We start from the raw sequence: 13123 nt of genomic DNA on the forward strand, positions 1-13123 counted from the left end.
ACCATTCGCACCGGAGTTAAACAGCTCAGAAAGGCTATGGGAGTGGATGCGGGAGCATGACTTATCAAACAAAGCATTTTCAGGTTATGAAAATATTGTAGATTGTTGCTGTGAAGCTTGGAATAACCTTTGCAGCGAAGCTGGTCGACTGTTCAGTCTGTGCTCCCGTGATTGGGCAGTTATACAGTAGTTAGAAAATTCAATTGGTATTAGGCGATGGCTGTTACAGATTTATTGCTATTAAGTTTCAATTGAATGAAAGAAGTGCTGTCAGAAAACGGTGCAAATTGCGCAGAGAAAATCAGCCGAAGCGGCTGCTATCTATTCGAGAAAGATAGATAGCAGCAGGATATTACCCACTCAGGAACGTAATACTTCAAATGTTATATCAGCATCTTTTTCCAGACGCTCAATAAGCCGGTCACCAAACAACGTGGACGTTGTCCAGAATCCACCAACTTTCCCCGTCTTTTGCTGATTCTCATGAAAATCCAGTGCCAGCCCTGCAGCCACCTGCCCTAACATTCTCGCAGTAGAGCTATACCCCGGATCACCCTGCCCAACAACACGGGTGCGGATTTCCTGACCGTCTGCGGTTTTGCCCAGAAACCGAATATCATAAAACCCGGCTTTCTGAGCATTGGGAGACGGGCCCTCTCCCGGTTTTGGCAAAACAAATCGTTCCATAAACCAGCGGGTTGGTTTGATCACCAGGGACAGCATGAAAAGCCCCAGCCCTGCTACAAGGAGAGTCGACCGAAAACGACCTTTGAAGCCGCTGCCCATTAGCATGGCTTCGTTGTACCTGAACTCCTTTTCATAAGGGTATTCAGCCAATGCATTGGAACGAAAAACAACCCGGCTATTAATCGCTGCCATGATGAATGGAGCCAGCCAGACCCCAAAGCCAGCATCATAAGTCGGCGTCTGAACATCTTTCTGTTTGGCCTTCAAGTTGTCATTTTCAGGGCAGATCAGGTAAGGATTCGCCAACTGCCTTCGTAATCCAGGGTCTTTTGCTGCCTCACGGGTGATATTGATCATACTGGCCAGAGTTCCACCGGAAAGACCACCCTTTGCCGCTTTCACCCCCATGCTGATATCCGTACAGAATGAACCAAAAACCTCTTTCGCCTTTTTCTGGGTAAAGTACACGCCCATATCAGAAGGAATTGAGTCAAAGCCACTGCAATGGACAATTCTTGCACCACTTTTCTGTGCTGTGTTCTCATATCGGTCCAGCATCAGTCGGATCCACTGCACTTCACCGGTCAGATCACAGTAGTCAGTCCCCAGTTCAACACATACTTTAACAAGCTGCTCACCGTAAAGCGCATAGGGGCCGACAGTAGAAACGACCACTCTGGTTTGCTGACATAATGTTTTCAGTGAAGTCTCATCAGCGGCGTCTGCAAGCAGCACAGGTAATTCAGGCTGTTGTAATTTGCGCTTTAGCTCACTCAGTTTGGCTTGAGAGCGCCCGGCCATCGCCCAGCGAAGAGACTCCTGACCATCGCCGTTAAAAGTATCTACCAGGTACTGGCAAAGGAGTTGTCCGACGAAGCTGGTCGCTCCGAATACAATCACATCAAATTGATTACTCATAAACTCAGGGAATATCTGAACTTTGTCGTTTTTATAGATACAGCAAGACATAAAGCCTACAGAATCAAGGAGAAAAATGGAAAGAATGAAGTAGGGGGCATTCTCAATTAGACATGTGCCAGCCACCCATGGTTTGTGTCAGGCAAGGCGTGAACTACGAAGTGTGGTTATTCCACATAAGTAGTGAGCAACGCAGAATGGCACAAACCATGGGTGGTCCTCCGGGTTGATCACACGCATTCATGCTGTGTAGAACTGCTTGAACATGGAACCACCATGCCCTGCACCGTTCGCCTTTATGCCCTTTGGGTATTGCCTGAATGCATGAGTGATCAACTGGACTCATGGCTAGTTGAGAACGCCCCCTAGATATAACTAATAATTTGGGAGTGGTAAAAAAGCGCTATGGCTTGTCGTTGTTACTCGCTCTTTTGGCTCTTCATCGGGTATAGCTGACCATTATTGAGTGTCATTGCACGACTGCAGAAATGAGCAAAAGATTTGCGGTTGCTCAAAATAATCAGTCCTTTTCCAGTCTCTTCACAAAAAGACCGTATAGATTGGATAAAGTGAAGACTGTCTTCATCACTCAAAAACTCAAATGGTTCATCCAGAACAACAAGATCAGCATCCGACAGGAAGACTCTGGCCAGCATAAAACGTTTCCGCTCACCGGAAGACAAGGGAATAATGTCGTTATTATCCACCTGGAAATGAAGACCATCATCAATCTGATTTATTTTCTCCGTCAGATTCACCTTTTCCAGAGCATCAGCGACCTGTTCCGCTGTCACTGAAGTACGACCAAGCGTCAGGTTTTCATGCAGAGACCCGGTAAAGAACCGGTAGTAGGAAGGTGAAAAATGAATGTGACTGCGCACGTCCCGATAATCAAAGTGTTCGATATTCAGTTTGTTAACCAGCAGATGACCGCTGCATGGCTCTTCAAGCCCTGCAAGGATATTAAACAGGCTCGACTTGCCTGCCCCGGGCCGACCATAAACGTACAGTGAATCCGGCAGGTTAAGATCAATATTTACGCCTTTGATCTGAAAGTATTTATTTTCGGTATAGTTAAACTCAATGTCTTTCAGTTCAAGATGTTTAATGCGGGTCAGACAGAAAGAGGCTCCACGTTCCTCGACGGGTATTTCATAAAACTGGTTCAAGTGGTCAAAAAGAGTACGGATGCGATTGATATTGAAAAGCAAATTGGTGATGGATGCATTAGAGATCGATTTAGACGCCAGAAGTGAGCAGGCCACCAATTGACCCATGGTCATCAATCCTTCCGATACGCGCCACGCTCCATAACCAGTTACAGCAATCAGAGAGAGAAACAGAATCAGCATCGATATATGATTGATATGAGCTGAAATGGAAAAATAGTGCCGATGATCCGGCCTTCTGTGCTCAATCACCTCAGTAAAATAACGTTCCATGCCTGCCAGCTTGATAAAGGGCAGCGACTGCATAATTTCATACTCAAATTTCCGCTTTCTCCCTTCAAATTCATAGCGATCATTAATGTATCGTTGAATCTTTGGCTGAAGAACAAGGTTGATTCCAACAACCAGAATAATGGCAACAAGAGGTATGCCTACCATCGCACCACCAAAGTAGGCAATAAGCACCAGTGAGAGCAGCATGAAAGGTGAGTCAACCAATGCCAGCAGATGGAGTGTTCCAAGCATCTGGCTCAGTGACCTGCCATAAGTCACGAGCTGAGTCATGAATGAAGCCGAATGGGGCATTGCTGATGGTTTCAAGTTACAAAGCCGGTATGAAAACTCCCTTGCCAGCTCAACTTCAAGGCGGAATACCCGGTCACTCAGCAAATAAGAAAGTGCCGATCGGTTAACAAACCAGATCAGTACCAGGAAAACCGCAATCAGAACCAATGAAGACAGAATACCCACAAAACCACTGGGCAATACCTTGTCAAATACATTCATGTTGTAAAGAGGCACAACATAAACCAGGAGATTCGTGATAATACCAGTCAGGATCAGATAGAAACCGTCACGATCAGTGAGCTTTCTGAAAAACCAGCTCATACTCTTGGGTTCACGACCCGATTTGTCCACTCTGGCTTCCAGCTTTTCAGTACTGATAATCAGAATCGGGTGCTCCATGCTGTGCTTGGAGCGTGCCCGGTTCAAATCACTGTTATGACGAAGAATGATGATGTCGTGTTCATGGTCAAAGCAGAACAGTATATGCTGTTCATCGAGCTCAACCAGTTCAAGGTTTTCAACCGTAGAGATTTTTACAAGACAATCCAGGTCTTCGAGATAAGCTTTTGTTTGATAAACCGTCAGATCACTGGTTTTACGCAGTTTGTTGTTGATATAGGCAAGCCTGCTATCCAGCTTATAGTGCTTGTTCAGGTATTCCAGTGCACTGCTCAAGCTGGCTGAATTGACCAGACAGTCTTCACTATTCATGTTCGCAGTCCATTGCCGTTAAACAATGCCGGGCGTCACTCCTGATTCTGTAAATGATCAATGAACAGGCTGGCTATAACTGCTCAATCTATTGCCCCTGCAGGTCATCCACTAATTCACTGAAACCCAACTCAAAATAGTCCAGACCAAGATCCATCAGCTCCAGCCCCTGCAACCCGTCACCTCCCTGGGCTACTACCGGGTCTCCATCAGGAATAACAGCCTGATTAAACTCAAATGTCTGGCTGCTGACCACCTCTCCAGAAGCATTCATTTCATGGAATACCACCTGAATTTCGTCCAGTGTCAACGTTTCCAGAGGTTCATTATTGATCGAAATCGCGACATTCTGCGGACTGTTGCCACTGCTGAAATCCAGCGCTCCCTGTCCAACCCTGGTATCGCCATTAAACACTTCGTAATACAGGGTGTTACCGCTATCGACCATGTCAGCTTCATTATTTACAACGGCAAGAGTGAGAATTCCTTCAGTCTGGTCATGGGTTTCGCCGGAAATAAGGGCATGCTGACCAGGGTCCCTTGGCAGAGCTGCAACCGATACCTGACCGGAAACAGCCACCTCATAGCTGTGTTCACCACTGACCATTCCCGGATAATCCAGTGTGCTGCCGGAAGTGCTTTCACCAAAGCCATCATTTCCCAGCACAAGCTGGTAATGGCCAGCCGGTAAGTCATCAAGCTCCAGAACCTGAACAGCCTGACCGGTTGCAGCTAAAAGTCCACTGAACTGAGCCACTTCTACACCGACAGAACCATAAGCATCACTGTGGAACAGACGGACACCGGCAGACCAGCTGTCTCCATCCGTGGCATTCAATGAAACTGAAAGCGCCCCGCCTTCATGCTCCAGTAACCACTGATCCAGAGAGGTAAAGCCATTACTCTCGACAATCTGACCTGTCAGATCAGTTCCCAACATGGCGCCATCAACGATTTGAAACAGGCTGCTGTCAATCGTCAGACTTCCCTGTCCATCTTCAGGTGCATTGACCACTATCTGTGTATTATCAATAGCAGTACCGTAGTGACCGGCCCAGTATTCAGTATCCTTACCACCATGTTCAACATAGACATAACGAACCCCGGTTCCGTAGCCACTGAACTGGTGTGAAACTTCCTGCCACTGGCTGGAGGCAGTCAGCGTGCCGGTATTATAACTGTCGAGGACTTGCTGGCTCGCCCCTCTCAGCTCAACCTTGAAATAATATTGATCACTGGTGTTGCCTATACCCAGAAACCACTCACTGGCAGAAATCTCTGGTGCTGTATCAAGGAAGTCCGCTGAAAAGCCTTTGGCTTCCAGGTCGATCAATTGATATTTGCGCCCCCAGCCATAAGAGGTAATAAAACTGTTAACGCCTTCCTGACTGGTTCCGGTGATGCCCCAGCCACTGCCTCCATTCTCAGTGATAGTCCAGCCAGAGAAGTCACCCGTGGCAGCAGAAGGGTTGGTGACCAGGTTTTCACCCAACGGAAGTGAAACCTCATTCTGACCGGTAACGTTTACCAGAATCGTCCCTGTATCCTGATTCCCCTGCAAGTCAGTGACTGAGTAGGTGAATGAGACCTGTTCAGACTCTCCATCACTCAATGACTCAAAATCGGAACCCGTTAGAAATGTGTACTGTCCATCACTGTCTATGGTTACGAACCCCTTATCTGGACCTGATATCAGCTGATAGCTCAATACATCGCCACCATCAGGGTCATAAGATTGCAACTGGCCAGTGGTATAACCACTGTCCTCAGTAACATTCAGGATCTCACTGGCGGCCTGGGGTGCTCTTGACAGTGAAACATTCAATGTACTGCTGGCGGTAGAAGAACCATTAGTAATGGTGTAGTCAAAATGGTCAACCAGGCCATCAAAGTCATAGCGAACTGCCTCAACTTCCGCCTCACTCAGCACGCGGTTATAAACTCTGACATCATCAATAAGCCCCTGAAAGTAACTACCGGTATGTGTACCATCATGGAAGATGTTGGTGGATGGTGAACCATCATCCAGACTGGGCCCACCAATAGAGATATCGCCGGAATGACCGGATAACCCTTCACCATAAACAGCACCACTGGCAAATGACTGCCCATCAAGATAAGCCGTCATCTGCTGACTGCTTCCATCCAGAACCAGAGTTACATGGTGCCACTGATCAACCGGTAATGAGCTGACATCCTGCGAAACGTAATTGCCGGACCAGCCAGTACTCTGGTTATAGGCACCAGCATAAAGCGTCTGATTGTCCAGGTAGATAACAATGCCGTTTGAGCTCGCCCCCTCTTCATACAGAATCTGCCGTCCGGTAAGGCCATTGGCTGCATCAAACTGGAAGGCCAGACTCAATGTCCGCTCATCCAGTGTACTGGTGTTCGCATTGATATCAGTGGAGTCCCCAACCAGAACCTGATCATTAACACCATCCAGGCTAACCGCAAATCCATTCAGACCATCATTGATCAGAGTGGCGCCACCGGTAAGACTGGCTATTTCCTGTGCAACTCCGGCAGTAGCACTGTCGGCAACAGCACCATTCGTTGCCTGATCAAACCGCCAGTGAGCAACCAGTGAGTCCTTCAACTGGCTGGCGGTGACTGACAGAGCATCCTGTGAAATATTATCCGGCGTGTAACTCCAATCTCCGGAAACATGAACCTGTAGAACCCCATACTCACCCTGAATGGATGTAGTACCACTACTTGACAGTGACTGCCCATTGACAGAAGTGACGCTGAGGGAATCCCCGGATAAGCCTGATCCTGTAAGCCCTTCCGAGCCACTGAGGAGTATATGACTAGTACCACTGTCTAACTGAGCAAATGCGGCATCACTACTTTTGGTCACCACGGTCAGCGTTGCCGAAGCATCTGACCACCCTTCGCCATCACTGACCTGAAAGTCGAGCGTATTGTGACCATTGAAACCAACCTCAGGGCGAAGAATCAAACGCCCACTGTCAATATCAGCAATACCAACTGAAGTATTTAATCCGAGTACTGTTTCAAAACTGCCATCACCATTAGAGTCCAGCAGGATTTGGCCATTATCAGGCTGTCGGCTGATACGTACCGCCTCAATGCTGTCACCAGAATCGAAAGCGTCTGAGAAGGGAAAATCACTCAGTGTAAAAACATAATCCGAATTTTCAGATCCAATGGTGACACTATTCGATGTCAGTGGCAGATCATTCACAGGAATGACGTTGACCGTAACCGTATCCGTTATACTGGCAGACTCTCCGGTCTCAGCTTCAACAGAGGTAGCGGTCACTGTAAATGACATCTCTCCATTAAAGTGCAGGGGTGGTGTAATCGTCAGTGCATCCAAATCAGAAACGGATAGTGTCCAACTGCCATCCTGGTTCTGTTGTCCCGCAGATAGCACAGCTCCAGATGGTAACCCGGAAAATGTCAGAGATATGGATTCACTGCCATCAGTATCAACAAGTGCTGAGGTAACATCGAGTGAAATGGGGGTGTCTTCCAGACCAATCGCATCACTGGTTGAGCCTGTAATGGCCAGATTCAGATTATCGATTCCCCAGGACTCATTACTCTTTGCCTCATCCAATGTCGAACCAAAGCCGATGGTGACCTGCCCCGCACTGGGGTCAACAGGAATGGTCAACGTATAATGGTGAGCCTGATCAATCCAGCTGCTGGTTGCTACAGCGTACATACTCTCCTCATGAACCACTTGACCAATAACATCCCCCTGACTATTTGTCAGGGTTTCGGTACCTGCGCCATCACCGGAATTGTTATAAACCTGGTATGAGCGCGCATGAAAAAGCTGACCATCGACAAATACCCGGAACTCTTCCCCATCCCAGGAATCTATCTCATAAAACGTGAAATTCAGTGTCAGCTCATCAACACCCTGCGGCACATCATAGGTATTGGATGTTCGTTGATTACCGCCCGATCCTTCAAAGTTACCAAGCATATTTCCCGTGGCAAAAGCCCCTGACCCGATCCACATCTGGGTCCAGCCTTCTGAGCCACTGTTGAAATCGTGATCTGCAATCGTCAGATCATTATGGGCAGGAGAAATGTTAAGAGATGGCTGATCAGCAACAGCGGTAAGCGATATCGATGCCTGAGCGGAAGAAGTTGTTATCCCGTCAGATACATCAAAGGAAAAGCTGGCAGTACCACTGAAATGGCTATTCGGAGTAAACGACCAGCTGCCATTACCATTATCAACGATTGTTCCCTGGTCTGAGCTCAAGTTCTGAACGCTCAACTGATCACCATCCACATCAGAGGCATTCGCCAGTAATGCCGATTCAGTAATTTCAATCAAGCTGTCTTCACTGCTACTTCCCAGCAGGACAGGACCACTTACATCCGGTGCATCATTCGTGCCTGTTACGGTAATGGTCGCCGTCGCCGTAGATTGTGCTCCTTCATCATCACTCATGACGTAACGAACAGTGACCAACTGCTCTTCTCCCTCGGCAAGCGCCTCAAAGTCACTGCCAGGGTCAAATTGAATCTGATTATCAACAATGCTGACACTACCCTGACCACTGACCGGGTCACCATTGCTGTCCACAATTACTGCGCTGTCGAGGCTGAAGTTTTCGGGATTGTCATTGACATCCACATCAATATCGTTGGACAGTGGATCAAAAATCAGAGTTGAGCCTTCACTGCCTTCTACATCATCGGCAACAGCTTCTGGTTGATAGTTTGGGTTGTAAGCGGGTTGTGTTGTGGAAGAGGGTTCAAAAGTGCTGGTGCTTTCGGATGATGAGCCCTCAGTCTCTTCGGCCTTACTGGCAGAGCTTGATTCGGAAGCCGTATTCTCCTCTAAAGGCTCTGAGCTTTCTTCTTCAGCCGCTTCTTCTTCGCTGCTCTCTTCAGACTCGGATGAATCGTTTTCTTCACCCTCCTCGTCCACATCCTCCTCGTCCGTATCTGATTCAGCTCCCCCTGCAGCATCGCCAGGTGCATCAGGAGCCTGCCCTGCAGCTGAACTCGCTCCGGGTGAGGCAGCTGAACTGCCAGCAGTACCTGCTGCAGATGCTGTACCACCTGCAGCACCTGGAGCAACCACATTGCCAGCACGTCCGACGGACTTGCCTGTACCGGAGCCCTCTTCCTGGGCCTCTTCATCATCACTGGAGGCAGAGAATGCTTCCCACTGTTCTTCTGAAAGCCCTTGAAGGGCGTCTTCACGATCCTTTGCTTCGGCCTCGTGACTCTCACTAATCAGGCCATCAGAAGCCCCAAACACTGTAGCGGCCTGTAGTGCAGCACCAACACTCTCACTGCCAGATGCAGAAGACTTTACCTGATTAGTTTCACTCATTCCTGCCCCTCCGTGGATTATGTGTACTGACTCAAATCAGGGGCAACCTGAATCAGATATGACCTATCTCGTGGAAGTGTTTAATAACCGGGCTCATCAGGTAACTAATCAGAGAGATTCTGCCACGCTCTATAGTTCCATACAGAGTCATGCCGTATTTCAGGGGAAAACGTTGATCCTTGTACTCAAGAAATCCTTTTTCCGGTACGACTTCAACCCGATAAAACAACTCACTCCCAGACTCTTCCAGCCTGTCGACACTGATGCGGCTGATCGTCCCATCGAGATAACCGAAAATCGTGTGATCGTAAGCATCAAGGCGCAGTCGTACATCCGTATTGGCCTTGATCATGCCAATATCACTGGCAGAAACATTGAGGGTAATTTTGTAAGGCTGTACGGTTCGCTCAATAATCTCGGCAAACGTATCACCCTGGCTGATAAACTTACCTACCTGTGAAAAATTAACCTGACGAACAACTCCTGCCACTGGAGCACGTACATAAGAACGCTCTATATAGTGTTGGTAGAGACGAATACTGTTACTGACGTCCCGCAGTTGTTCTTCGTATCGTTCAATTTCAAAAACAATACGCTCTTCAAATTCTTTTTTGACTTTCAGAAGATCTTTTCGGGACCGGAGTACTTTCTGGGTTGAGTCCATGGTTTGCATGGATCCTGCAGCCTTTTTTTCGACCAGGGCATTGATCGCCTGATTCTTCTGGCTGTCGATAGCAACCAGTTCCTGCAGATTTTTCAAACTGTCATGATAGTTATTACTGAGTAGCGTAAATCGTTCGACCTGCTTCTCCAGCTCCTGACCATCAACTAACTGATGAAGGAGCTGCTCCTCAAGCAGCGCATGGAGAATGTCCAGCTTTTGTTCCAGCCGTGCCTTTTTCTGAGTGAAAATATCCAGATTAATCTGCTGCTCTTCATTATTCAGCTCAACCAGAATAGCGCCTTCATCGACAAAATCACCTTCAGCTACAAATACATGCTTGATAACGCCATCATCGGCAAAGTCGGCGTAGGCCGGGGGTGAATAAGAAGAAACTTCCCCATCCGCTCTTGTGAAAACTTCTACCTCAACAAATGTGCTAATCAGCAATAACGTTGAAAAGAGGAAAGCACTGATTATCAGTCCATTTTTTGCATCCATACGAATTCACTTCCTAGTAAATTCTTAAGATTAATCAACACTTCCTGACTTTTCCTTCACGTGGAATGAGACAAAAGTCGCGTTTAATAATACTTTTAGAAATAAAAAAATATTTCTAACAACCTTAACGCAATCAAAATCAGAAAAAGAATGATTTATCAAAAAGTTAAGCATTCTACCGAATTACACCTTAATTATAGTTGTTCATTCTATGGCCAAGTGTCTGTACCTGAAGCTGACGGCCTGAATGATACCCACTCACACTATCTGATCAACACTTCATCGGCTTTGATACCCACAGCCAGCAAACTTCCATAAGAAATACCTTGCAACCGGGGAGCAAGGATCTCCATAACATGATCCGGATGAAGATGATCCGGTTTAGTTTCAGAATGAGGATAATAAATCCAACCGGAAGCCGGTATCTCACCATAGTTGAGATAACAACGGGAAAAAGAAAATGTTTCACACCCCCCTGGCCAGAAAAGTTCAGAAAATGTGAATTCGGGTGAAATCAGCTTAAAGGAACTGGGGAAAATCGACAGATTGAGAGTTCCATTAAAGCATTCGGACAAGTCAAGGCCAGCCTCAAGAAAGCAGGGTTTCTGTAAACGTATGGACCCGCCGGGATAAGGGCAATCAACAGCCTGCCCTGAAGCAACCCCATAGCCTTTAACCACTCTTCCGGTATGCCACACAACGCCATGGTATGCCATATTTATTAAAGCAAAATCAATAAATACCCAAAGTATAGCTGCCCATGGGGGCATTCATAATAGTCTAAGCATAAGGCTCTGGATACAGAGAGGGCCAAGTAGATAATCTGATAGCAACCATTGCTGCATGATAAGCCCGGTAATTAAAAACGCAGGAGTTCGAAAATATTCCTTACTCCCGCTGGACTCACCTGCTGCCCTTTATTTTCAGAGAAAAGACATCATTGAGCGAACAAGAAAGGAAGAGAAACCACCAAAGTCACCCAGAAAAAAGTCAAACCCAAAGTTAAATATTGAACTCAACGGACACCTCCAACAAACAACAGTTGATAAATTTTCCAGCTAGCTAATGGACAGAAACAGATTATTAAGGTTCAACGTAAAATAGTAAATTACGTATAAAATAATTATACGACCGTTAAAAACGCACCAGTGGTTTGCACGTTCAACCATTTAATAAATCGATATATTTAATAAGTACAGGATACATATTATTAATTATAAAACGACTACAGAAGTATAATTATTCAACAATTAATATGAATAACTTTTAAACGACGGACTCAAACAAAAAGAGGAGCATTCATTATAAAGTCACATATTCAAGGTATCTGATACTTAAGTATCATCACATTTGATTCACTCTATCGATATATCCTCCATGCATTTTCGAGCTATCCTGTCATCAGGAAACTGACTTAACTCATAATTGGTTATGAACAGTAAAGAAGAGTCTGATAATGAATAAGATCCTGTCTCGAGATGTGCCTCTAGTTCCAGGGCACAGTGCATTTTTAATTATCGATATTCAAAACTTCAGCTGTACACCCGAGGGTGGAGAATTTACAGGTAAGAGTGCAAACAACATGGAAGCCTATGAATACTACTTCCAGCAACTTTCCTCAACAGTACTGCCAAATATCAAGCGCCTGCAAAGGGCCTGTCGACAGGCAAGAATTGAAGTCCTCTTTACGGTTATTGAAAGTCTTACTGTAGATGGGAGAGACAGAGGCCTTGATTACAAGATTACCGGATTTAATGTGCCAAAAGGCTCAAAAGATGCCCAGGTCATAGACATTGTCAAACCAGTAAACGACGAAATCGTGGTTCCGAAAACATCATCCAGCGTCTTTATCTCAACTAACATCGACTACCTTTTACGCAACCTGGAATGTCTGCATTTGATCATTGCCGGTGTCTTGACGGATCAGTGTGTGGAAAGTGCAGTTCGCGATGCCTGCGATTTAAACTATCTGGTTACCCTGGTTTCTGATGCGTGCACCACATTTACCGAAACGAGGCACCACCATTCCTTGGAAGCTGTTAAAGGCTACTGCCGCCAGCGCACCACCGATGAGCTGATTCAAGAAATCAATCAAAGTAATTTGAAGTGATAGATGGAACTCCCTACCTAGTTAATAGTCACCAGAAAATATGTCTACTATGTTCATTTCAAGTCTCTCTTTTCACCTCACCCACTATGACTATCAAAAATCGGTAAGCAATAGCCTTCAAGCTCACAGGATCCAGAGTTCCACGAATCATCGTTTTGATATCCCCTGGTATTTTCCATGAATAAGTCGTACACATGCACAGCTATCTTACTCAGTGCACTTTCCGCCACACCTTGTCTGGCCGTTCCGTGTAACATTGAATGTAACAGCCAGCAGAAGCAGGCAGGCACCCTGTATGGTGACTATATGGCGAGCACGATAGCTGCCAAGCGGTAGGTGTCATCACCGGCGTAAAAAGTCCTCAAAACACCAGTCCAAAATGACCTGTCGTTAAGTATAGCTTTTTGGGGTGGTCTGCAAGTCTGATAGTTCCAGAAAGTTAAATATTTTACTAAGCTGACTCT

At 46.4% G+C, this 13123-nt stretch carries 6 protein-coding genes and 1 pseudogene; 2 read left to right on the forward strand and 5 right to left on the reverse strand.

The genetic code is table 11. The features are described from left to right. Nucleotides 1–190: pseudogene (locus AK963_RS35595) on the forward strand (IS630 family transposase); the annotation flags it as partial. 170 nt (nt 191–360) lie between these two features. Here AK963_RS35595 and AK963_RS18730 read toward each other — a convergent pair. The 5 genes from AK963_RS18730 to AK963_RS18750 form a co-directional block, all read right to left on the reverse strand. Continuing rightward, the gene (locus tag AK963_RS18730; RefSeq protein WP_066016968.1) at nt 361–1605 is read right to left on the reverse strand and encodes a saccharopine dehydrogenase family protein; all 1245 of its coding nucleotides are present in this window, start codon (nt 1603–1605) and stop codon (nt 361–363) included. Between the two features lie 419 nt (nt 1606–2024). Beyond that, nucleotides 2025–4052, reverse strand: a complete 2028-nt coding sequence (locus AK963_RS18735; protein WP_066016963.1) for an ATP-binding cassette domain-containing protein — start codon at nt 4050–4052, stop codon at nt 2025–2027. Between the two features lie 88 nt (nt 4053–4140). After that, entirely contained in the window at nt 4141–9387 is a 5247-nt protein-coding gene (locus AK963_RS18740; RefSeq protein WP_066016964.1) for a tandem-95 repeat protein, read from the reverse strand. A 52-nt stretch (nt 9388–9439) separates the two neighbouring features. Then, entirely contained in the window at nt 9440–10549 is a 1110-nt protein-coding gene (locus tag AK963_RS18745) for a beta-barrel domain-containing protein (RefSeq protein ID WP_066016965.1), read from the reverse strand. A gap of 263 nt (nt 10550–10812) precedes the next feature. Next, nucleotides 10813–11265 carry a hypothetical protein gene (locus AK963_RS18750; protein WP_066016969.1) on the reverse strand — a complete coding sequence of 151 codons (453 nt, stop codon included), beginning with the start codon at nt 11263–11265 and terminating at the stop codon, nt 10813–10815. A gap of 740 nt (nt 11266–12005) precedes the next feature. Here AK963_RS18750 and AK963_RS18760 point away from each other — a divergent pair. Beyond that, nucleotides 12006–12659, forward strand: a complete 654-nt coding sequence (locus AK963_RS18760; RefSeq protein ID WP_066016967.1) for a cysteine hydrolase family protein — start codon at nt 12006–12008, stop codon at nt 12657–12659. The last annotated feature ends 464 nt before the right edge of the window (nt 12660–13123 follow it).

It is taken from the genome of Endozoicomonas atrinae (assembly GCF_001647025.1).
Classification (GTDB): Bacteria; Pseudomonadota; Gammaproteobacteria; order Pseudomonadales; family Endozoicomonadaceae; genus Endozoicomonas; species Endozoicomonas atrinae.

Excerpts from the sequence above, each read along its gene's own strand:
- AK963_RS18730 (WP_066016968.1), bottom strand. The coding sequence starts at position 1,605 with ATGAGTAATCAATTTGATGTGATTGTATTCGGAGCGACCAGCTTCGTC.
- AK963_RS18735 (WP_066016963.1), bottom strand. The coding sequence starts at position 4,052 with ATGAATAGTGAAGACTGTCTGGTCAATTCAGCCAGCTTGAGCAGTGCA.
- AK963_RS18740 (WP_066016964.1), bottom strand. The coding sequence starts at position 9,387 with ATGAGTGAAACTAATCAGGTAAAGTCTTCTGCATCTGGCAGTGAGAGT.
- AK963_RS18745 (WP_066016965.1), bottom strand. The coding sequence starts at position 10,549 with ATGGATGCAAAAAATGGACTGATAATCAGTGCTTTCCTCTTTTCAACG.
- AK963_RS18750 (WP_066016969.1), bottom strand. The coding sequence starts at position 11,265 with ATGGCATACCATGGCGTTGTGTGGCATACCGGAAGAGTGGTTAAAGGC.
- AK963_RS18760 (WP_066016967.1), top strand. The coding sequence starts at position 12,006 with ATGAATAAGATCCTGTCTCGAGATGTGCCTCTAGTTCCAGGGCACAGT.